At 65.2% G+C, this 20,998-nt stretch carries 18 protein-coding genes and 1 pseudogene; 8 read left to right on the plus strand and 11 right to left on the minus strand.

The features are described 5' to 3' along the window. Positions 1-228: 228 nt before the first annotated feature. Together MB901379_RS12080 and MB901379_RS12085 are read right to left on the minus strand one after the other, a co-directional pair. Positions 229-1,281: a DNA polymerase IV gene (locus MB901379_RS12080; RefSeq protein WP_158016914.1), complete on the minus strand. Its 1,053-nt coding sequence runs from the start codon at positions 1,279-1,281 to the stop codon at positions 229-231. 4 nt (positions 1,282-1,285) lie between these two features. Continuing rightward, positions 1,286-2,158 carry a haloalkane dehalogenase gene (locus MB901379_RS12085; RefSeq protein ID WP_408632291.1) on the minus strand — a complete coding sequence of 291 codons (873 nt, stop codon included), beginning with the start codon at positions 2,156-2,158 and terminating at the stop codon, positions 1,286-1,288. Positions 2,159-2,206: 48 nt separating this feature from the next. Here MB901379_RS12085 and MB901379_RS23990 point away from each other — a divergent pair. Then, positions 2,207-2,377: pseudogene (locus tag MB901379_RS23990) on the plus strand (alpha/beta hydrolase); the annotation flags it as partial. An 81-nt stretch (positions 2,378-2,458) separates the two neighbouring features. Here the strand turns inward: MB901379_RS23990 and MB901379_RS12090 are convergent. From MB901379_RS12090 to MB901379_RS12125, 8 genes are all read right to left on the minus strand, one after another. Then, positions 2,459-4,642 carry a substrate-binding domain-containing protein gene (locus tag MB901379_RS12090; protein ID WP_158016915.1) on the minus strand — a complete coding sequence of 728 codons (2,184 nt, stop codon included), beginning with the start codon at positions 4,640-4,642 and terminating at the stop codon, positions 2,459-2,461. 50 nt (positions 4,643-4,692) lie between these two features. Beyond that, on the minus strand, positions 4,693-6,888 hold the full coding sequence (locus MB901379_RS12095; protein WP_158016916.1) for a malate synthase G: 2,196 nt from the start codon (positions 6,886-6,888) through the stop codon (positions 4,693-4,695). A gap of 409 nt (positions 6,889-7,297) precedes the next feature. Then, positions 7,298-8,347, minus strand: coding sequence for a hemolysin family protein (locus MB901379_RS12100; RefSeq protein WP_158016917.1), 1,050 nt, complete (start codon positions 8,345-8,347; stop codon positions 7,298-7,300). After that, positions 8,347-9,726 carry a hemolysin family protein gene (locus MB901379_RS12105; RefSeq protein WP_158016918.1) on the minus strand — a complete coding sequence of 460 codons (1,380 nt, stop codon included), beginning with the start codon at positions 9,724-9,726 and terminating at the stop codon, positions 8,347-8,349. Before MB901379_RS12105 ends, MB901379_RS12100 begins: the two co-directional genes overlap by 1 nt. A gap of 196 nt (positions 9,727-9,922) precedes the next feature. Beyond that, positions 9,923-11,359 carry a GuaB1 family IMP dehydrogenase-related protein gene (locus MB901379_RS12110; RefSeq protein ID WP_158016919.1) on the minus strand — a complete coding sequence of 479 codons (1,437 nt, stop codon included), beginning with the start codon at positions 11,357-11,359 and terminating at the stop codon, positions 9,923-9,925. 34 nt (positions 11,360-11,393) lie between these two features. Further along, positions 11,394-12,845, minus strand: coding sequence for an NADP-dependent phosphogluconate dehydrogenase (gene gndA, locus MB901379_RS12115; RefSeq protein ID WP_158016920.1), 1,452 nt, complete (start codon positions 12,843-12,845; stop codon positions 11,394-11,396). 113 nt (positions 12,846-12,958) lie between these two features. Further along, positions 12,959-13,909, minus strand: a complete 951-nt coding sequence (locus tag MB901379_RS12120; protein WP_158016921.1) for a M56 family metallopeptidase — start codon at positions 13,907-13,909, stop codon at positions 12,959-12,961. Between the two features lie 14 nt (positions 13,910-13,923). Further along, the gene (locus MB901379_RS12125; RefSeq protein WP_158016922.1) at positions 13,924-14,340 is read right to left on the minus strand and encodes a BlaI/MecI/CopY family transcriptional regulator; all 417 of its coding nucleotides are present in this window, start codon (positions 14,338-14,340) and stop codon (positions 13,924-13,926) included. 421 nt (positions 14,341-14,761) lie between these two features. Here MB901379_RS12125 and MB901379_RS12130 point away from each other — a divergent pair, with 421 nt between their 5' ends. From MB901379_RS12130 to MB901379_RS12160, 7 genes are read left to right on the plus strand one after another with little or no spacing between them, the layout of a single operon-like run. Then, the gene (locus MB901379_RS12130; protein ID WP_158016923.1) at positions 14,762-15,199 is read left to right on the plus strand and encodes a PaaI family thioesterase; all 438 of its coding nucleotides are present in this window, start codon (positions 14,762-14,764) and stop codon (positions 15,197-15,199) included. 47 nt (positions 15,200-15,246) lie between these two features. Next, positions 15,247-15,549 (plus strand): urease subunit gamma, encoded by a 303-nt coding sequence (locus tag MB901379_RS12135; RefSeq protein WP_158016924.1) that lies wholly within the window; start codon positions 15,247-15,249, stop codon positions 15,547-15,549. Further along, positions 15,546-15,857, plus strand: coding sequence for an urease subunit beta (locus MB901379_RS12140; RefSeq protein ID WP_158016925.1), 312 nt, complete (start codon positions 15,546-15,548; stop codon positions 15,855-15,857). Before MB901379_RS12135 ends, MB901379_RS12140 begins: the two co-directional genes overlap by 4 nt. After that, a complete protein-coding gene (locus MB901379_RS12145; RefSeq protein ID WP_158016926.1) occupies positions 15,857-17,578 on the plus strand; it encodes an urease subunit alpha in 1,722 nt (573 codons plus the stop codon). The genes MB901379_RS12140 and MB901379_RS12145 overlap by 1 nt, the downstream gene beginning before the upstream one ends. Continuing rightward, a complete protein-coding gene (locus tag MB901379_RS12150; protein WP_158016927.1) occupies positions 17,578-18,213 on the plus strand; it encodes an urease accessory protein UreF in 636 nt (211 codons plus the stop codon). Before MB901379_RS12145 ends, MB901379_RS12150 begins: the two co-directional genes overlap by 1 nt. A gap of 10 nt (positions 18,214-18,223) precedes the next feature. After that, positions 18,224-18,919 (plus strand): urease accessory protein UreG, encoded by a 696-nt coding sequence (ureG, locus tag MB901379_RS12155; protein WP_158016928.1) that lies wholly within the window; start codon positions 18,224-18,226, stop codon positions 18,917-18,919. A gap of 9 nt (positions 18,920-18,928) precedes the next feature. Then, positions 18,929-19,606 carry an urease accessory protein UreD gene (locus MB901379_RS12160; RefSeq protein ID WP_197717796.1) on the plus strand — a complete coding sequence of 226 codons (678 nt, stop codon included), beginning with the start codon at positions 18,929-18,931 and terminating at the stop codon, positions 19,604-19,606. On the opposite strand, the gene MB901379_RS12165 is transcribed toward MB901379_RS12160, so the two are convergent. Next, complete coding sequence (locus MB901379_RS12165) at positions 19,603-20,988, minus strand: NAD(P)/FAD-dependent oxidoreductase (RefSeq protein WP_158016929.1); 1,386 nt, start codon at positions 20,986-20,988, stop codon at positions 19,603-19,605. The two genes, MB901379_RS12160 and MB901379_RS12165, sit on opposite strands and share 4 nt — an antisense overlap. Between the last annotated feature and the right edge of the window lie 10 nt (positions 20,989-20,998).

Here is a 20,998-nt window from a genome sequence, read left to right on the forward strand (position 1 = left end):
CGAATTGCCTTCGAAGCAAACGGTGTTGAACCGGAACTCTACGGGATGTCCCGCCCAAATCGATTGCACATACCCAATTTCTTAATTCGTATTCCGGTGAATTTACTATTCATTCAGATCGGCGCGTCACCAGTGGTTGGAATCCAATTCATTGCGCACGGAATAAATGGGGATTGTACTAACTTGGCAAGTTTGTCGGCACCGGACCCGACTGGGCGGGAACAACTGCTATGTGACCTCGGTCAACTCTAGGCGAACGCCCAGTAATCGGACCGGCCGGTCCAGCTCAAACAGACTCAGCACGTGCAGTGCCGCAGTGGTGATCACATCGGAGTCGGTGGTGGGTGTATCCAGCTTGCGGATCTTGGTGCGCGTGTAGAACGTCGAGGTCCGCACGGTGACCGCCACTCGGCTGACAATCCGCGCCGAAGCCACCACGTCAGCCAACGTGCGCCGCGCTAATTGTGCTACCGCCAATTCCATTTCGGCACGATCGGTGAGATCGCGCGGAAACGTGATGACGTGGCTGCGGGAGCGCGGCACCCAGGGCTCGGCGCTGATATCGGTGTCTCCACCACCGCGAGCCAGCAACAGCAGCCACAATCCGGTGCGCGGGCCGAATGTCGATGTCAGCTGCTCGACGTCGGCCTGCGCCAGTTGACGAACCGTGCAAATTCCGATGTTCGCAAGTCTTTTCGCGGTCTTCGGCCCAACACTCCAGAGCGCGTCAACCGGCCGATCGGCCATCACCGACATCCAGTTTGCGTCGGTGAGCTGAAATATTCCGGCCGGCTTGGCCAGTCCGGTGGCTAGCTTGGCCCGTTGTTTGTTGTCGCTGACGCCGACCGAGCAGGACAGCCCGGCTTCGGTGAAGATGACGGTGCGGATGTGTTCGGCTACGGCAGTGGGATCAAGGGGGGCATCGGGTTGGTCAGTCAGCCCGATATAGGCCTCATCCCAGCCCCACACCTCGACCGGATGTCCCAGGTCGCGCAGCAAGGCCATCACCTGTTCGGACGCCTCCTCGTAGGCGCCGGGGTCGGACGGCAAGAAGACGGCGTCCGGGCACCGGCGGGCCGCCGTCCGCAAGGGCATACCGGCACGAACACCGAACTCCCGGGCCTCATATGAGGCACACGTCACCACCTTGCGCGGCTCGCTGGGATCACCGCTACCCCCAACGATCACCGGCGAACCCGCCAGTTCGGGACGGCGGCGGAGTTCAACCGATGCCAGGAACTGGTCGAGGTCAACATGGAGCACCCATCGCGGCGTGGTCACAGGCTCAGCCGAACCGCCGCATGATCGCCGCGGCGATCTCCTCGGGTTCGTCCTCCTGGATGAAGTGCTTCGCCGTGGGCAACTCGACCAGGACGTGATCGGGAAACGTCGTACGCATGCGGGGAATCATCTGGCCGGGCCGGAAGGCGAAGTCCTTCATTCCCCACACCAACAGGGCCGGCTTGGCTCCCAGCTTGGCCGGCACCTCACCGGCGAGTCGTGCCAGCAGGGGACGGGCAGCCAAGATCTGCTTGGGCATCACGGCTACCCCCGCCCTGGCCGCCGGCGTGGGCTGCACGGCGGAGTAGTGCCGCATCACCACGCCACTGGGCCGGTGCGCCGTGCCTGCCGGGATCAATCTCTGGACGAAAAAATTTCGCTGAAGTATTGCGTACTGCAGGGGCGGGCTGGCCATCACCTTGCTGAATGCCTTCATCACCAGCGCGTCCGCGGGCCAGAACCAGGTGTTGCCCAACACGATGCCGCGCACCCGTTCGGTGCGTTGCACCGCGACCGCCATGCTGATCGGCCCACCCCAGTCCTGACCCATGGTTAGGTAACCATCTAGGCCGAGGTGATCGACGAACTCACCGACCACCCCGACGTGCTCCTCGATGGTGTATCCGAATCCGACTGGGCGTTCCGACAACCCGAAACCTAGATAATCCGGTGCGATGCAGCGGAAGTGGTCACGCAGCGCCAACACGATGTTGCGGTACAAGAAGCTCCAGGTGGGGTTGCCGTGGCACAGTAGGATCGGCGGACCGGCCCCCTCATCGATGTAGTGCATGCGGCCCCGCGAACTGTCGAACCAGCGTGATTCAAACGGGTACAGGTGCGGATTCGGCTTGAACTCGGGGTTGATGTAGGGGCTCATACCGGCGTTACCCTCCTTCGACGGTGTTCACGATGGTATGTCCGAAGTGTGACATCACCGAGTGTGCGAGATTGGCGTAGCGGTGGCCGCTGGCCGCATCTCTCGACGGGCAAGTCAACGCAAAAGGTGTTCGTGCGGTCCGGATCGGGGCGAGTGCCGACTATCCTGCTGCTGCACGGCTATCCGTCCAGTTCCTTCGACTCTTGGGCAGTGATTCCTCCACGTGGAGGACCCCAATGCAGTTGCCGACGCGGCGCTCGCACTGCTCGTGCGCTAGCCGGCCAACGGCGCCCGGAGGGCTCAGCTCAAGAAGATGTCGACGGCGGTCGCGAGCTCGGGGGTCGCCGACGTCGACAGGTTCTGGTAGCTACCGCCGCTGAGTTGCGCGACCGCTTCCCAAGTGGCCCGGTCTGGGTCGGCGCCGAAATCGATGACGTTGACCGCGATGGGCTTGGCAGGGTCCGTGCTGGTGCGGATGAATTCCTGCAGGCCCGGCCCGTCCAAGGTTTGGTCGGTGTGCGGCCCCGCGGTAATCACCAGAATCGAATTTGCTTGGCCGGCACGGAAGTTGGCTTGCATATCCTGATAGATCATGCGCAGTGTGGTGAACGACACCGCACCGCCATTCGACGAATACTGCTTATCGAGTGCGGCCAGCAGGGCCGCCGAACGGGGCTGCCCGTTGACGGGGTCGGCCAGCGGTCCGGTCGACACCTCGCTGCGGCCCTCGTGCCCGTCGAATGTCCACAGGCCGACGGCGGCGTTGGGCGGAAGCGACTTTATCCGGTTTTGCAGCGCGGCAACGACGTTGGCCAGCCGAGTCTTGCCATCGTCGTCGGTGGGCAACGACTGGTCGAGCATGATCGTCGCGGCCACTCCGAGCGACGGTGTGGCCATGGCGTCGGCGAGCGTGGCCCGGATCGCATCGTCACCGATCGACAATGCGGCAGGCAACGTCGGGAAGCCGATGACGGGACTGTCTGGGGGTTTGACGTCGCTAACCCGAAAGCCCGCCTCGGCCAGCACTGCCAACTGTTCGGGCTTGTGCATGTAGCGGGCGAAGGCGCTGGCCGCCGTGGTCTGTTCCTGCGATAGCCACGAACCGCTGAGCAACACCGTTGGATAATCGGCGACGGCCACCGGCCCGGGCGGCAGCCACGAGCTCAGTGATTTCTTGGCATCCGGCAGCGATTGGGCACGCTGAAACACTTGCTGTTCGGTGGTGACTACGGCATGGACCGGAGCGGCCGCGACATCGCTGGCCTTGAGCAGGGCATTCATCGCTTCGGTCGGCGATGGGTTGGCCAGCTTGGGCTGTGCGGCCACCAGCGTGCGCACCGCGCTGATTCCTGCGGTTGGTGCTGCTCCCGCGGGCGCCGACGCCGCGGCAATGGCTTCGCCAGCCAAAAACGCGGCGTCACCGTTGCCGCCGATGGGCAGGGCTAGACGCAGCGACCCCCACGTTGGCAGGTTCAGGGCGCCCATCGAGTTGGGATCGGTTTGCAAGCCGGGAAGCGCCGCCCAGGTCTGCTTGGCCAGCGCCGGAGCGAGTTCGGGCCGGACGGCGAGCACCACCGGTGAGGTCACCAATGACCGGCTATCGCTGATGGATTGTTTTCCGGTCGCTTGGGCCAGCCGCGCCGCCGACACGGAACTACCCGGGATCCACAAACCTGGCCGGCCACCCAGCTGCGACGGCCACTTGCCGATAAAGCCATTGAGCACGGCGTCGGCATCGGCAGCCCTAACAGTCACGGCCACACACCGGTCGCCAATCGGACCGGCCGATGCGTTGTAGCTCTCGGCGAATTTGTTGACTCGGTCCGCGATTGACGGGTCGGCAAGGACGGCGACGGTATCCTTGCCGCCTACGCAACGCGCCGCCGCGGTTTGCGATCGGTTGGACAGCACGTCGCCGAAGAAACGCCACACGATCACGCCGCCAACCACCACCACGACCGTGATCAGTGCCACGATCACGCCGACGCTGACGCCACGCCGTCCTCCGGCGCTACGGTGGCCGCCCCGCCAATCGCGAAGCCCCCGTTGGCCGCCGACACTGAACGGCGGCGGGGGAGTCCCCGGCGAGCCGGACGCCGTCGGCTCTGGGCCGCGGAGATGGGAACCGAAATCGGGGTATTCGTCTGCCTCGGGTACCGAGTAGTCCTCGACGGCCGGGTAGGGATCGTCGTCGGCGTCTTGGCTTTCGGTCCAGTAATGGCCTTCCCCGGCGAACTCGTCCGTTGCGGCCCGATCATCAGCGCGCGGCGGGAAATCGCTTTGCTGGTCCGGCCATGGGTAGCCGTAGTCGCTCTGGTGCTCGCCGACCGGCGGCGCGGTCGACTGCTCCGCTTGATCGCCTTCGGGATGCCGACCACCGGGGCGGTCGGCTACTTCGTCGCCCCAGAACTGGTGCTCCGCAGCATTTTCGTCAGACGGTTCATCCGCGGAATCCTCGGGGTCGGGCTTGCTGTGCCTACCCATTCCGGTGTCTGCGTCCTCTCCATCGGATATCACCCCACGGCAATCGGGGATCAGCCACCTAAACGCGCCTTTGCTTCGCGACGACGACGATGCAGAATCGGCTCGGTGTAGCCGTTGGGCTGCTGCGTGCCGGACAAGATCAGCTCCTGCGCGGCCAGGAAAGCGATGCTGTCATCGAAGTTGGGTGCCATCGGCTGGTATGCCGGGTCTCCGACGTTTTGCTTGTCCACCAACGGCGCCATCCGCTCCAGGCTGGCGCGCACGTCCTCACTGGTGATCACGCCGTGGCGCAGCCAGTTGGCCAGCAGCTGGCTGGAAATCCGCAGGGTGGCGCGGTCCTCCATGAGCGCCACATTGTGTATGTCGGGCACCTTGGAACAGCCGACGCCCTGGTCGATCCAGCGCACCACATAGCCCAGGATGGACTGGCAGTTGTTGTCGACTTCCTCGCGGATCTCCTCGGGAGCCCAGGCCAGTTCCTTGGCCAGGGGGATGGTCAGCAACTCGTCGATGGTCGTGCGGGTCTTGCCCCGCAGCTCTTCTTGCACCGCGAACACGTCCACCTGGTGGTAGTGCATGGCGTGCAGAGTGGCGGCCGTCGGCGACGGGACCCATGCGGTGGTGGCGCCCGCCTTGGGCTGGGCGATCTTCTGCTCAACCATGTCGGCCATCAGTTCGGTCATCGCCCACATGCCCTTGCCGATCTGCGCCTTGCCGGTGAAGCCGGCGGCAAGCCCGGTGTCCACGTTGGCGTCCTCGTAGGCCTTGATCCAGGTGGTGTTCTTCATCGCACCCTTGCGGATCATCGGACCGGCCTCCATCGAGGTGTGGATCTCGTCTCCGGTGCGGTCCAGGAACCCGGTGTTGATGAACACCACCCGGTCGGCGGCGGCCTTGATGCACGCCTTCAAATTCAGCGTCGTACGTCGCTCTTCGTCCATGATGCCGACCTTCATGGTGCCCTGCGGCAACCCGAGCACGTCTTCGACACGGCTAAACAGTTCGCAGGTGAAGGCCACCTCGGTCGGCCCGTGCATCTTGGGTTTCACGATGTAGATGGATCCGGTGCGGCTGTTGGTCAGTGGCCCGTTGCCTTCGCCCGTCCTGAGGCCATGGATCGCGATCAGACCGGTGAACAACGCATCCATGATGCCCTCGAACACCGCGGGGCCGTCGGAGCCGTCAGCGTCGAAAACGATCGCGTCGTTGGTCATCAGATGGCCCACGTTGCGGACGAACAACAGGCTGCGTCCGGGCAGCGTCAGCTCACCACCATGCGGGGCCGTGTAGGTGCGGTCGGCATTGAGCACCCGAGTGAAAGTCTTGTCGTCCTTGGTGACCTCCTCGGTCAGGTCGCCCCGGTTCAGGCCAAGCCAGTTTCGGTAGCCGAGCACCTTGTCGTCAGCGTCGACCGCGGCCACCGAGTCCTCGAAGTCCATGATCGTGGTGATCGCGGACTCGAGGATCACGTCCTTGATACCGGCGCGGTCGGTGGCGCCGATCTGCGATTCGGGGTCGATCAGGATCTCGATGTGCAGCCCGTGGTTGGCCAACAGCACCGAGTTCGGGCGTTCCGCCGTGCCCGTATAGCCCGCGAACTGGCCCGGATCGGCCAGGGCGGTGGACGAGTCCGCCAGCGACACCACCAGCTGGCCGTCCTGCACCGCGAAACCGGTGACATCGGTGTAGGAACCGTCCGCCAACGGCACACTGCCGTCGAGGAATCTCCGTGCATAGGCGATCACCTTGTCGCCGCGCACCTTGTTGTAGCCACCGCTTCTCTCGGCGCCGTCACTTTCCGGGATGACGTCGGTGCCGTACAGCGCGTCATAGAGGGAGCCCCAGCGGGCGTTGGCCGCATTCAGGGCGAACCGCGCATTGAGGATCGGCACCACCAGTTGCGGGCCGGCGGTGGTGGTGATTTCATCGTCGACCCCGGACGTGCCGATGGTGAAATCATCGGGCTCGGGCAGCAGGTACCCGATTTCGGCGAGGAATTGCCGGTAAGCCTCCGCATCCAGCGGCTCGATCACACGATGCCGATGCCACTTGTCGATCTGGGCCTGCAGGTCGTCGCGGACTTTCAGCAGATCCTGATTCTGCGGGGTGAGGTCGGTGACCACCTTGTCCACGCCTGCCCAGAAGCTGTCCGGGTCGATGTCGGTGCCGGGTAGCGCCTCGTTGTTCACGAAGTCGTAGAGCACCCGAGCGATGCGCAAGTTGCCCGCCGACACACGATCCGTCATTTATTTCCTCCCTCACTGGCAATTAGCTCAGACTACCGGCCGACAGCTCGATAACCGCATTCGGCGACACACAGCTGCAGGTCACAATGGCTTAGCTGGGCCACGCGCGGTGGCGCCCGGCGCTAGGCGGTCGCACTCTGGCAACTCAGCTGGTACCGATGTGTTGCCGCAGCCGCTGAGATCATACGGGCTAAGCCGACCGGCCGGGTGACCGCGGCGTGAGTTAGCTCCGTCGAAGCCGCCCCACCCGATCGGCGCGCGCAGGCGCGCCACCGGCTCACCGGAGTTGCCAGGCCCGCGAGCCCAGCGGTCCCCAACGACCCCGGCCTCACCACCGACACCACCGCCAACAGCGGCGGGCAGCGACCATTTGACGCCCCCGGAGATTGGCGGGTACTCGGCCCGGGCGTCAGCTGTCCTGCCCTTCCCGCATAGTGCCGACCAGGTCTTCCACCAAATCCTCCAGTGCCACCATCCCCACGACGGCGCCGTCGTCGCCGGTCACCAACGCCAGGTGGCTGTTGCTGCGGCGCATACGCGACAAGGCATCGGGCAGCGGCAGCGATTTCGGCAGCCGCGGCAGCGGCCGAACCACCGCCAGATCGATGACGGCCTGCGGATTGTCGCCCAACGCCAGCACGTCTTTGATATGCAGATAGCCAATGAGCTTGCCGTCTGGCTCCTGCACCGGAAACCGCGAATAACCGGTCTGCGCCAATGCCTCCTCGATGGCTACGATCGTGGGACCCGAGCCCGCTGCGGCAACCGGCACGGCCTGGATGTCGGACAACGACACCGCGACGTCGGCGATGACTCGGGTACGAATCCGCAGTGCGCGAGTCAGCCGAGTGTGCTCCTCGGAATCCAGCAGGCCTTCGGATACCGATTCGGCGATCATCTCGGACAGCTCGACCGTGGAAACGGTGATATCGAGTTCGTCCTTGGGCTCTACCCCGAGCATCCGCAGGATGGTGTTGGCGCACTTGTTGTACAGCACGATCACCGGACGCGCGGCGCGCACATAGGGCAGGTACGCCGGCACCAACAACATCGCAGTCCGCTCCGGACCGGCCAGGGCGATGTTCTTGGGCACCATCTCGCCCAGCAGCACATGCAGAGTCACCACAATGGCCAGCGCAACGACAAACGACAGCGTGTGCAGCAGCCGTGGATCGATGCCGGTCAGGCCGAACAATCCCTGCAGCACTTGGGCGCCGGCCGGCTCGGCAATGCGGCCGAGCAAGATCGAGGCGACCGTGACGCCCAGTTGGGCGCCGGCCAACATCGACGGCAGCTGTTCGCCGGCCCGGATCACCGTGACCGCGCTCGCCCTGCCCTGCTCGGCCAATGCTTCGAGCCGGTCACGACGGGCGGAGATCAATGCGAACTCGGCTCCGACGAAAAAGGCGTTGGCGAGGATCAACAGCAAGGCCAGCAGCAAAGCCAGCAGCGGATTCATCAGCGGTCCCGTCCGGTACCGGATTCTTCCTGGCCATCCGGGCGATCGCTCAGGTCAGTCAGCTCGAGTAGGTCGATCCGACGGCCGTCCATGCGCACCACGGCGGCCCGCCAGTGCGCGGACTCCGCCGGCAACCGATCTTCGTCCAACGCGGGAAGATCGACCATTTCGCCTGCCTGCGGGATATGTCCGAGTTCGCGCAATACCAGACCGCCGATCGTCTCGTATGGCCCTTCGGGAGCTCGATAGCCGATTGCCGACGCAACCTCGTCGATGCGGAGCAGACCCGACACCCGCCATCCGGTACCAGCCGCGACCACGTCGGGGGTCGCATCGTCGTGTTCATCGCGGACGTCGCCGACGATTTCCTCGATCAGATCCTCGAGGGTGACTATCCCTGCTGTGCCGCCATACTCATCGACGACCATCGCGGTCTGCAGATCACTGGCACGGATCTCGGCCATCACCGCGTCTCCGTCCAGCGTCGACGGCACCACGGCGACCGGTTTGGCGACCGTAGTCAGCAAGGTGCGGGCCCGGTCCGCCTGCGGAACGTGGAACGCCTGCTTGACGTGCACGATGCCGACGGTCTCGTCGAGATCACCGCGGACGACCGGAAACCGGGAGAATCCGGATGCGGCGACCGCCGCGACGAGGTCGGCGATGGTGTCGTCGGTTTGCAGCGCCACAATTTTCGATCGTGGGGTCATCAGCTCCTCGGCCGTCAGGGTGCCGAACTGCAACGACCGGCGCATCAGTGACGCGGTGGCGTCATCGAGGGAACCACGGCGCGCCGAAGCACGCACCAGCGACACCAGCTCCTGTGGGGTACGGGCCGACCGCAGCTCCTCGGCCGGCTCGATGCCGAGTTGACGCATGATCCAGTTCGCGGCCCCGTTGGTGGCTCGGATAGCTGGGGTGAGGAGCACCGAAAACAGCCACTGGGGCAGCACTACTGCGCGGGCGGTCTGCAGCGGGCGCGCCACGGCGAGGTACTTCGGGACCAGTTCGCCAAACACCATCGACAGCGACGTCACGACAACCAACGCCAGAAAGACCGTAATCGCGTCCGACATCCGATCCGATATTCCGATCGCGGTCAGCGCCGGATGGGGCAACGCATCAACGAGCGGTTCGGTGAGGTAGCCGGTCACCAACGTCGTGATCGAGATCCCCAGCTGAGCTCCCGACAATTGAAACGACAGCCTGCGCTGCGCGCGTCGAATGAAACGGTCCCTGCTGTCGCCACTTCGGGCATTGGCTTCGACGGTGCTGCGATCGAGGGCGGTCAGCGAGAATTCGGCTCCCACGAAAACCGCGGTGCCCAGGGTGAGCGCCAAGATGGCCAGCACGCTCGCGGCGGTGCCGGACACAATCATGGGCGCCTCGGCTGTCGTGAGGCCGGAGCGCCCGACGCGACTGCGGGGGACCGTCCGCCCCGGAAGTCAACGGCCCCGCCGGGTGCCTGCGGCACGTCATCCCTTTCGCTCGATCGCACAGCCCGGCGCTGCGGGATTGAAGTCAATATGGTAGCGAAACTGCCCCCCACGAATAGTCCTGCGCCTGTGGTGGTTCTCACCAGCCGGCGGGCAGGGGATGGCCCTCGGCGAAGCCCGCCGCTGACTGCACACCGATCACGGCCCGCTCATGCAGCTCGGCGAGGTTCGCGGCACCGACGTAGGTGCAGGTGCTGCGCACACCCGAGGTGATGTGGTCGATCAGGTCCTCAACACCGCCCCGGTCGGGGTCAAGACCCATCCGCGAGGTCGAGATGCCTTCCTCGAATAGAGACTTGCGCGCGCGGTCGAATGCGCTGTCGGTGGTGGTACGGGCGACCACCGCCCGCTTGGACGCCATGCCGTAGCTCTCCTTGTACGGCCGGTCTTCACGGTCGCGCATCAGGTCACCGGGGGATTCGTAGGTGCCGGCGAACCACGATCCGATCATGACGTTCGACGCTCCAGCTGCCAGCGCCAATGCCACGTCACGCGGATGGCGGATCCCCCCGTCGGCCCATACGTGCCCGCCGAGTTCCTTAGCTGCAGAGGAACATTCGACCACGGCGGAGAACTGAGGACGGCCGACGCCGGTCATCATTTGAGTGGTGCACATGGCGCCGGGGCCAACACCGACCTTGACGATGCTCGCCCCGGCGCCGAGCAGGTCACGCGTCCCCTCGGCCGAGACCACGTTGCCTGCTGCCAGCGGGACCCCCAAGTCCAGGGACGAAACCGCCTCAATCGCGTCCAGCGTCTTGACCTGGTGCCCATGCGCGGTATCGATGACCAGCACGTCGACGCCGACCTCGACCAGAGCGCGGGCCTTGGCCGCCACGTCGCCATTGATCCCGATCGCAGCACCCACGCGCAGCCGACCGACGCTGTCGGTGGCCGGCGTGTAGATGCCCGCGCGAATGGCGCCAGTGCGGCTGAGCACTCCGGCCAGCGTCCCATCGGCGCTGGTTACCACCGCAACGTCGATTGGGGCGTGCTCAAGCAGGTCGAAGATCTTGCGCGGGTCGGTGCCTACCGGCGCGGTCACAAAGTCCGACGCCGCGATATCGCGCACCCGGGTGAAACGGTCCACGCCCACGCAAGACGACTCACCGACCACACCAATCGGGCGACCCTCGAATACCACGACCGCAACCCCGTGCGCGCGCTTATGGATGAGCGCCATTGCGTCGGACACGGAATCCTCCGGCAACAGCGTCACTGGGGTGTCGAGCACCAGGTGGCGGCTCTTGACGAACTCGACGGTCTGCTGCACCGCGGGGATAGGCAGATCCTGCGGCAGCATCACGATGCCGCCACGGCGAGCCACCGTTTCGGCCATCCGGCGCCCAGCCACCGCGCTCATGTTGGCAACGACCACCGGAATGGTGGTCCCGGAGCCGTCGGCGGTGGACAGGTCAACGTCGAACCGCGACGCGACCTCGGAGCGATTCGGCACGATGAACACATCGCTGTAGGTCAGGTCGTACCCGGGCCGGTGCCCGTCTAGAAATCTCATGGCTCGCCTTTGTTGAAGCCCTTTGCTAACCCGGCTAGGCCGGCACCTCGCTGCGGTCTGCACTCCACAAGGTGTGGAACTTGCCTGGCCCATCGATCCGCCCGTAGGTGTGCGCGCCGAAGAAGTCGCGCTGGGCCTGCGTGAGTGCGGCAGGCAGTCGCTCGGTGCGTAACCCGTCGTAGTACGACAGGGCCGACGAGAAGCCTGGGGTGGGTATACCCAGCTGAGCCGCGGTGGACACCACGCGTCGCCAACTGTCGATCGCGGACTCAACCGCGCTGCGGAAATACGGCGCCACCAGCAGGCTGGCCAGATTGGGTTCCGCGTCGAACGCTTCCTTGATGCGGTTGAGGAACTTTGCCCGAATGATGCAGCCACCGCGCCAAATGGTGGCCAGGTCGCCCGGTGTGATGTCCCACCCGAATTCGGCGCTACCCGCCTGAATCTGGTTGAAACCCTGGGCGTAGGCCACGATCTTCGATGCGTACAAGGCCCGCCGCACGTTCTCGGTGAAGGTGTCGGGGTCGGCGGGTTTATCGCCGAGCCGCCCGGACGCCAGCCCGCGAGCGGCCGCACGCTGCTCCACCGATCCCGACAGCGCGCGGGCGAACACCGCCTCGGCAATGCCGGTGACGGGTACGCCGAGGTCCAGGGCGGACTTCACCGTCCAGCGCCCGGTGCCCTTTTGCTCGGCTTGGTCGAGAATGACGTCGACAAGCGGCTTTCCGGTTTTGGCGTCCGTTTGTCGCAACACCTCGGCGGTGATTTCGACCAGATAACTATCCAACTCGCCGGTGTTCCACTCGGTGAACACGTCGGCGATCTGCGGTGCGGTCAAACCCAGCCCGTCACGCAGCAGCTGATAGGCCTCGCCGATGAGCTGCATGTCGGAGTATTCGATGCCGTTGTGCACCATCTTGACGAAGTGACCGGATCCGTCGGGGCCGATGTGGATGCAACACGGCACACCGTCGACATGCGCGGAAATCTCCTCGAGCAGCGGCCCCAGCGATTTATAGGATTCAGCGGGCCCTCCGGGCATGATCGACGGCCCGTTCAGCGCGCCCTCTTCGCCGCCAGAGATGCCGGCGCCGACAAAGTGCAGGCCACGCTCGCGCATCGCTTTCTCGCGGCGAATAGTGTCGGTATAAAGCGCATTGCCGCCGTCGATAATGATGTCGCCCGGTTCCATGGCGTCGGCAAGCTCGTTGATTACCGCATCGGTGGGGTCGCCCGCCTTGACCATGATCAGCACCCGGCGCGGGCGCTGCAACGCGGCGAGGAACTCCGCGATTGTTTCGCTGCGCACGAACTTTCCCTCCGGCCCGTGCTCTTTCAGCAGCGCATCGGTCTTGGCAACGGATCGATTGTGCAGCGCCACGGTATATCCGTGCCGAGCGAAGTTGCGGGCAATGTTCGAACCCATCACGGCCAGGCCGGTGACACCGATCTGCGCGCTGGCGGTGCTCGATTCCGACGAACTCATGTCCTGCCTTTCCGTGGGACCTACCCTCCAGTTGGGAAGACTCCTGCCAAAGCTAGTCCGACACACTGTGGCACAGTGGCCTGGCGACGCGCCAAAGGTGTTGTGCTCCGGCGTCAGAGGCCGAACAGCCGCTGCAGCTCCGTCAGCCACGGCACGGCCAGGGCGATAGTGGGCACCACCAGCACCGCGGCCGCGGCCAGGTACGCGGACAGCGATACCGCCATGCTGTTTCCACGGCCCGACAGGCGCCGCACCCGTAGCACCGTGCTGGGGCCCCCAGCGGCCAGCGCACCCACCGGCGCCCGACCCGATGCGCAGGCGACCAGAGCCCGGGCCAACGGCGCGCGCCCGGCCGCGCGCACGGCCGCGTCGTCGGCCAGCAGTTCGACGAGCAATTGCACCCCGCGCAGGGCGTTGGCGCTGCGGACCAACCGCGGAAACGCCGCGTGCACGGCGGTGAACGCCTCCAATACCAGGTCGTGGCGGGCGCGTAGGTGAGCACGCTCGTGGGTGAGGATCGCCGCCACTTCGTTGTCGGTCAGCGTGTTCAGTGTTCCCTCGCTAACCACGACGCGACTGCGCACTCCTGGCAGGCAGTAAGCAAGTGGTTGCGCGACCTCCAGGACACGTAGATCGCGAGCCATGGTGCCGGGCTGGCCGTGCGCCACGTCGTGTCCGATTCCGACCAGGTCTACCACCATGCGGTGGTGGGCTCGCCGGCGACGCGTGGCGATGGCCACCCGCACCACCGCGACCATCAGCCGCACCCCGACCAGCACCGTGAGCATCAGGACAGCGAGGTATGCCGCCCACAGCGCCCAGCCCAGCCGGCTTTCCGCGTCCACGATGCCCGCTGTCGGCCGGCCATCGGTCCCCGGCATGACCAACCGGCTGGCGATCGCAATACCGGCGCTGAAGGCCGACAGGACGGCGGCTAGCGCGATCGCCTGCCAGAGCACCATCGCGGCGCGCGGGGCGCGCATCGGCCACTTCGCTCGTGCCAGTAAGGCCGGCGTCGGACCGGCCAACAGCACCGCGAGGATGGTGAAGGCCAGCGCGGACACGCTGCCAGTCTCCCTCAGTCGTCCGCCGCAGCGCCAGTAGATGGCGGAATGCGGTGGCTCGCTTCCAATTCGGCGAGGGCCCGCCGAAGTGCGTCCGCCTCGTCGGCACCGACACGCTCCACGAAGTGCACCAAGGCGGCCTGTCGGTCACCGGAATCCTCGGCCTGGGCCAGCGCATCGACCATCAATCCGGCGACCAGTTCGTCGCGACCATGCACAGGTGCGTAGCGGTGGGCCCGATCGTCACGGATCTGAGAGACCAGATTTTTCTTGGCCAACCGTTGCAGCACGGTCATCACGGTCGTGTACGCCAGATCGCGTCGCACCGACAACGCTTCGTGGACCTGGCGAACGGTCTGAGGTTCCGTCATGGACCACAGGTGATCCATCACGGCGCGTTCCAGATCCCCCAGCCGCGTCAGCTTGGCCATAATTTGTTCAGCTCCATCGGCTCTGTATCTTTGCCAACCACACTACTCCGGCTTACTACCGACCGTCGTACCAAATGTGACGTTTGCCACGCACGCGCACACCACACCTCGAGTCGGGCGGCAGTCGCCACCGCTCATGCCCGGAATCGGCAAGGCCGACGGGTAAACAACACGGTGCTCTTCGATGCTTGCGATCTTAGGGCAGCCTTGCCTATGCTTGAGCCGGTCGAGCAACAAATGACCGTGCCGGAGTCCTGAGGGCTGCAGTGACCCCCGGTCTACTCGATCGGCGAGCCCCGTGCCTGGTTGCACGGGGCTCGCCCGTTTTTGTTGCCGATCCGGTTTCCGTCGCCGGCGGCCGCCCAGATCCGCCGCCGGCCGCCATGTGTCGACACAACCCTCATGGTGTAGACACAACAACGTGCCATCGCCCCAGGACCCGGGCACCGGGTTCAACCCGCCGATATTCACCTCGCCGTTCGACACCGAATTGGGTCTACAGTTCACCGAACTCAGTCCAGATCGCGCTCGAGCGCAACTCGAGGTCAAACCCAAGCTGCTGCAGCCCATGGGCCTCGTCCATGGCGGTGTGTACTGCTCGATGGTGGAGAGCATGGCCAGCATGGCCGCGTTCACATGGCTCAACGCCCATGGCGGCGGGGCGGTGGTCGGCGTCAACAACAACACCGACTTCCTGCGCGCCATCGGGTCGGGGATGGTGTACGGCACCGCCGAACCACTGCACCGCGGTCATCGGCAACAACTGTGGTTGGTTGTGATCACAGACGAGGCCGGTCGCCCGGTGGCGCGGGGTCAGGTGCGGCTGCAGAATTTGGAGCCTCCGCCCGCCGGCGGGTGAGGCCGCCAAGATGTCAACATCGCTGTGCCGTGGCAGGATCGACCCTCATGCGTCTATCGCCGCACGAGCAGGAACGCCTGCTCGTGTCTTACGCCGCTGAGCTGGCCCGCCGCCGGCGGGCCCGCGGCTTACGGCTGAACTACCCGGAAGCGGTTGCGCTGATCTCCGACCACGTCCTGGAGGGCGCACGCGATGGCCGTACCGTGGCAGAGCTAATGGCCAGCGGGTGCGAGGTGCTGGCTCGCGATGACGTCATGGAGGGGGTCCCGGAGATGCTCGACGATGTGCAAGTGGAAGCGACGTTCCCGGACGGAACCAAGTTGGTCACGGTCCATCTCCCGATCCAATGATCCCCGGCGAGATCCTCTACGGCAGTGGGGATATCGACATCAACGCGGGTGCACAGCGTCTCGAAGTCCAGGTCGTCAACACCGGCGACCGTCCGGTGCAGGTGGGCAGTCACGTGCACTTTTCCCAGGCTAATCCGGCGCTGTCGTTCGATCGTACTGCCGCGCACGGCTATCGCCTGGACATTGCGGCGGCCACCGCGGTCCGCTTCGAACCGGGTGTGCCGCAGCTGGTCTCGTTGGTTCCGCTGAGCGGACGTCGCGAGGTACACGGGTTGACCTTGGATCCGCCCGGAGAGCTGGATATTTGATGACGGCGCTGTCGAGGGAGCGCTATGCGCAGTTATATGGCCCCACCACCGGCGACCGTATCCGGTTAGCGGACACCAATCTGTTGGTGGAAGTTACCGAAGATCGCTGTGGGGGACCGGGACTGGCCGGTGATGAGGCGGTATTCGGTGGCGGCAAGGTATTGCGTGAGTCGATGGGTCAGGGCCGAGCCACCCGAGCCGAGGGTGCGCCCGACACGGTGATCACCGGGGCGGTCATCATCGACTATTGGGGAATCGTCAAAGCCGATATCGGAATCCGGGATGGTCGCATCGTCGCCATCGGTAAGGCCGGCAACCCCGACGTCATGGCCGGTATCCACCCCGACCTGGTGGTCGGGCCTGCTACCGAGATCATCGGGGGCAATGGACGAATCGTCACCGCGGGCGCCATCGATTGCCACGTACACCTGATCTGCCCGCAACTCATGCCCGAGGCCCTGGGGGCGGGCACCACCACGATTATCGGCGGCGGCACCGGACCTGCCGAGGGAACCAAAGCCACCACCGTCACCCCCGGCGGATGGCACTTGGCCCGAATGCTGGAATCGCTGGACAGCTGGCCGGTCAACTTCGCCCTCCTGGGCAAGGGCAACACCGTGAACCCCGAGGCGCTGTGGGAACAATTACGCTGCGGCGCAGCGGGCTTCAAGTTGCACGAAGATTGGGGTTCCACGCCCGCAGCAATCCATGCCTGCGTGACAGTCGCCGAGGCCGCCGGCATTCAGGTAGCGCTGCACACCGACACGCTCAACGAGATGGGTTTTGTCGAAAACACCCTTGGCGCAATCGCCGGACGCTCCATCCACACCTACCACACCGAGGGTGCGGGCGGCGGCCACGCACCGGACATCATCACGGTCGCGGCACACCCGAATGTGCTGCCCAGTTCCACCAATCCGACCCGCCCACACACCATCAACACTCTCGATGAGCACCTCGACATGCTGATGGTGTGCCACCATCTCAACCCGCGGATCCCGGAAGACTTGGCTTTTGCCGAGAGTCGGATCCGCCCATCCACCATGGCGGCCGAAGACCTGCTGCACGACATGGGCGCGATCTCGATGATCGGCAGCGACTCGCAGGCCATGGGCCGAGTCGGCGAAGTCGTGATGCGCACGTGGCAGACCGCGCATGTGATGAAGGCCCGCCGCGGGCCGCTGCCCGGCGACGGTTCTGCTGACAACAACCGAGTGCGGCGCTACGTTGCCAAGTACACCATCTGTCCGGCGGTTGCACATGGGCTCGACCAGGAAGTCGGATCGGTGGAGGTGGGCAAGCTGGCGGACTTGGTCATCTGGGAGCCAGCGTTTTTCGGAGTACGGCCACACGCCGTGCTCAAGGGCGGTGCGATCGCCTTTGCGGCGATGGGTGATGCGAACGCATCGATACCGACACCCCAACCCGTCTTTGCCCGACCGATGTTCGGCGCCGCGCCGTCCACGGCCGCGGCCACCTCGGTACACTTCGTCGCACCACAATCGATCGATGCGGGCCTCGCCGATCGGCTAGCGGTCAACCGGACACTGGTTCCGGTGGCTAATGTCCGGGCGATCGGCAAGGCCGACTTGCCGCTCAATGACGCGCTGCCGATCATCCAGGTCGAGCCTGATACCTTCACCGTACGTATCGACGGTGAGGTATGGCACGAGCAGCCGGCCGCCGAACTTCCAATGGCACAACGTTATTTCCTGTTCTAATGACCCAGCTCGCCATGCTTCTCACGCTGGCCGATTCGCGGCTGCCCACTGGCGCGCACGTGCACTCCGGCGGCGTCGAAGAGGCGGTCACCGGCGGTATGGTGGCCAATCTGGGCACCCTGGAAGCGTTTCTGCGCCGACGAATCCGCAGCCAGGGCTTGGTGATGGGGTCGATCGCGGCGGCGGTGCACCGGAATGACCTGTCTATCGAAGACGCCGATCTTGAAACCGATGCACGCACACCGGCCCCCGCGGCCCGAGACACCTCGCGCGCCCAGGGACGCGGGCTGGCTCGGCTTGCCCGCGCGGTGTGGCCCGACGCGGGTTGGGACATTCTTGGCCCGCGACCGCATCTGGCGGTGGTCGCTGGCCGCATCGGCGCGATCACTGCGCTCAAGCCTGAGCACAGTGCACTACACATCGTCTACACGACAATGACCAGCTCAGCTACCGCCGCCCAGCGACTGTTGGCGCTAGATCCCGCCGACGTCGCGGTCCTGACCTTCCGGCTATCCGAGCTGTGCGAATCGACCGCTGTCCAGGCCAATGCTGGCCTGGCCGACCTATCCGACCCTTTGCTCGACACGCTCGCGCAGCGCCACGCCGCACGCGAACGGCCATTGTTCGCCTCCTGAAAGGTATCTCGTGTCAACACTAAACCGGTCCGAAAGCCACTCCCACTCGCACAGTCACCCGCACACCCACGCCGATCGTCCGCGCCGGGTCCGACGGCCAGGCGAGCCGCTGCGAATCGGGGTTGGCGGCCCAGTGGGCTCCGGGAAAACAGCATTGGTCGCGGCGGTTTGCCGGCAACTGCGAAGCGAGCTTTCCTTGGCGGTGCTGACAAACGACATCTACACCACCGAGGACGCAGATTTCTTACGTAAGCATGCCGTGCTGCCAGACGATCGGATCACCGCCGTGCAGACCGGCGGCTGCCCGCACACAGCGATCCGCGACGATATCACCGCGAACCTGGACGCGATCGACGATTTGATCGCCGCGCACGCATCGCTGGATTTAATTTTGGTCGAGTCCGGTGGCGACAACCTCACCGCAACGTTCTCGTCTGGCCTGGTAGACGTGCAGATCTTCGTGATCGACGTGGCCGGCGGCGACAAGGTGCCGCGCAAGGGCGGGCCCGGCGTGACCTTCTCCGATTTGCTGGTGGTCAACAAGACCGACCTGGCCCCGTTGGTCGGCGCCGACCTGCAGGTGATGGCCCGCGACGCCGAGGCAGTGCGCGACGGACGACCCACCGTGTTGCAATCGCTCACCGAGGACCCGGCCGCCACCAAGGTACTCGACTGGGTCCGCACACAACTGGCCGCCCACAGCTAGTCCGTTGCAGTGCACTCCGAGATCCTGCTGGTGTCATCGCGGAGACGGCTGCCCCGCATTGAGTGTCGGGGCGGTGTCGCCGCCCGTTGCACCGCGCCCGACACGGTCTATCTAGTGTCGGCGGCGGCAAACCCGCTGGGCGGGGACACTTTGGATATCCGAATGATTGTTGAGGAGGGCTCACGGTTGCGGCTGCGCAGCGCGGCCGCAGCCGTAGCTCTGCCCGGCGCCGACACAGTGATGTCGCACGCCAACTGGGAAATCGACGTTACGGGCACCCTCGATGTGGACCTCGAGCCCACGGTCGTCGCCGCCGCTGCCCGGCACGTGTCAGCCGTTGTCCTGCGGCTGCACGACAACGCTGAGGTCCGTTTCCGTGAACGCGTCCAGATCGGCAGATGCGGTGAGCGCGAGGGATTCTGGTCAGGATCGCTGTGTGCGGACCGGCACGGCCGCCCGCTATTGCGACACCGAGTCGAACTTGGCGCCGGATCCTTGGCCGACGACGTGATCTCGGCGCCGCGCGCCACCGTCAACGAGCTGCGTTATCCCGCAACTCCATTCAACGCCGAGCTGGAATGTGGCACAACGGTGCTGACGTTGGCCGGCGGCGGAACGCTGAGCACCTGGCAATCCGATCTGTTGACCGGTTCGTCCCTGGCGCCGTGGCAACCGAACTTGCTCTAGCTGGCTTTCACCGCCGCTGAACCGTGCGCCTCGGCGGCCAGCTCGGCTAGCTGTTCGATACGTGTTCTGGCGAAGGCCTGCTGCTCGGTGATGGTCAGTTGACCACGCCGGGTGCTTAGGAAGGTCACCGTCCATGACAGCAGCGTGGTGATCTTGGTCTTGAACCCGATCAGGTAGACCAGGTGCAGCACCAGCCAGATCAGCCACGCGATAAAGCCACTGAACTCCAGCGGACCGATCTTCGCTACCGCAGAGAACCGCGAGACCGTCGCCATGGAGCCCTTGTCGAAGTATTCGAACGGCTCACGTTCTGCGGGGTTGGCGCCGTCGAGTTCGGCCTTGATCGTGCTGGCGACGTACTTTGCGCCCTGAATGGCCCCCTGCGCCACACCCGGCACACCCTCAACCGCGGCCATGTCACCGACGACGAACACGTTGGGATGCCCGGGGACCGACAAGTCGGGCAGCACCTGAACCCGGCCGGCCCGGTCGAGCTCAACGGCGGACTGCTCGGCGAGGTCCCGGCCAAGCCGGCTGGCCTGCACACCGGCGGACCACACCTTGCAGGCCGACTCGATGCGCCGAATGGTCCCGTCGGAGTCCTTGACAGTGATGCCGTTGCGGTCCACGTCGGTGACCATCGCACCCAACTGGATCTCCACCCCGAGCTTTTCCAACCGTGCCGCCGCCCGCTCGCCCAGCTTTTCGCCGAAGGGCGGAAGCACCGCAGGGGCTGCATCGAGCAAGATCACCCGCGCCCTGGTCGAGTCGATATGCCGGAAAGCACCTTTCAACGTATGTTCGGCGAGTTCCGCGATCTGTCCGGCCATTTCAACGCCGGTGGGACCCGCCCCAACGACGGTGAATGTCAGCAGTTTGGCCCGTCGTTCAGGATCGCTCGATCGCTCTGCCTGCTCGAATGCGCTGAGAATCCGCCCACGCAACTCCAGCGCATCGTCGATCGACTTCATGCCCGGGGCGAACTCCGCGAAATGGTCGTTGCCGAAGTAGGACTGGCCGGCCCCGGCGGCAACGATAAGGCTGTCGTAGGCGGTTTCGTAGGTATGCCCCAGCAACTCCGAAACGACGCGCCGGTTGGCCAGGTCGATGTGGGTGACATTGCCCAGCAACACCTGCACGTTGCGCTGTTTGCGCAGCACCACGCGGGTTGGCGGTGCGATTTCGCCTTCCGAGATGATCCCGGTGGCCACTTGGTAGAGCAACGGCTGGAACAGGTGATGGGTGGTTCGAGCGATCAGCTTGATGTCGACGTCGGCCCGTTTGAGCTTCTTTGCCGCATTGAGTCCGCCGAACCCGGAACCGATGATGACAACTCGATGCCTTCGACGCGCCTCACCTGTGGTTTCCTGCTGGGGACTCATGTTTCGTTGC

The sequence above is a fragment of the Mycobacterium basiliense genome (assembly GCF_900292015.1).
Lineage (GTDB): Bacteria > Actinomycetota > Actinomycetes > Mycobacteriales > Mycobacteriaceae > Mycobacterium > Mycobacterium basiliense.

Bases quoted from the DNA above. Each gene is read 5' to 3' on its own strand.
- MB901379_RS12085 (WP_408632291.1), bottom strand. From the start codon at position 2,158: ATGAGCCCCTACATCAACCCCGAGTTCAAGCCGAATCCGCACCTGTAC.
- MB901379_RS12090 (WP_158016915.1), bottom strand. From the start codon at position 4,642: ATGGGTAGGCACAGCAAGCCCGACCCCGAGGATTCCGCGGATGAACCG.
- MB901379_RS12095 (WP_158016916.1), bottom strand. From the start codon at position 6,888: ATGACGGATCGTGTGTCGGCGGGCAACTTGCGCATCGCTCGGGTGCTC.
- MB901379_RS12100 (WP_158016917.1), bottom strand. From the start codon at position 8,347: ATGAATCCGCTGCTGGCTTTGCTGCTGGCCTTGCTGTTGATCCTCGCC.
- MB901379_RS12105 (WP_158016918.1), bottom strand. From the start codon at position 9,726: ATGATTGTGTCCGGCACCGCCGCGAGCGTGCTGGCCATCTTGGCGCTC.
- MB901379_RS12110 (WP_158016919.1), bottom strand. From the start codon at position 11,359: ATGAGATTTCTAGACGGGCACCGGCCCGGGTACGACCTGACCTACAGC.
- gndA (WP_158016920.1), bottom strand. From the start codon at position 12,845: ATGAGTTCGTCGGAATCGAGCACCGCCAGCGCGCAGATCGGTGTCACC.
- MB901379_RS12125 (WP_158016922.1), bottom strand. From the start codon at position 14,340: ATGGCCAAGCTGACGCGGCTGGGGGATCTGGAACGCGCCGTGATGGAT.
- MB901379_RS12135 (WP_158016924.1), top strand. From the start codon at position 15,247: ATGCGTCTATCGCCGCACGAGCAGGAACGCCTGCTCGTGTCTTACGCC.
- MB901379_RS12140 (WP_158016925.1), top strand. From the start codon at position 15,546: ATGATCCCCGGCGAGATCCTCTACGGCAGTGGGGATATCGACATCAAC.
- MB901379_RS12145 (WP_158016926.1), top strand. From the start codon at position 15,857: ATGACGGCGCTGTCGAGGGAGCGCTATGCGCAGTTATATGGCCCCACC.
- MB901379_RS12150 (WP_158016927.1), top strand. From the start codon at position 17,578: ATGACCCAGCTCGCCATGCTTCTCACGCTGGCCGATTCGCGGCTGCCC.
- MB901379_RS12165 (WP_158016929.1), bottom strand. From the start codon at position 20,988: ATGAGTCCCCAGCAGGAAACCACAGGTGAGGCGCGTCGAAGGCATCGA.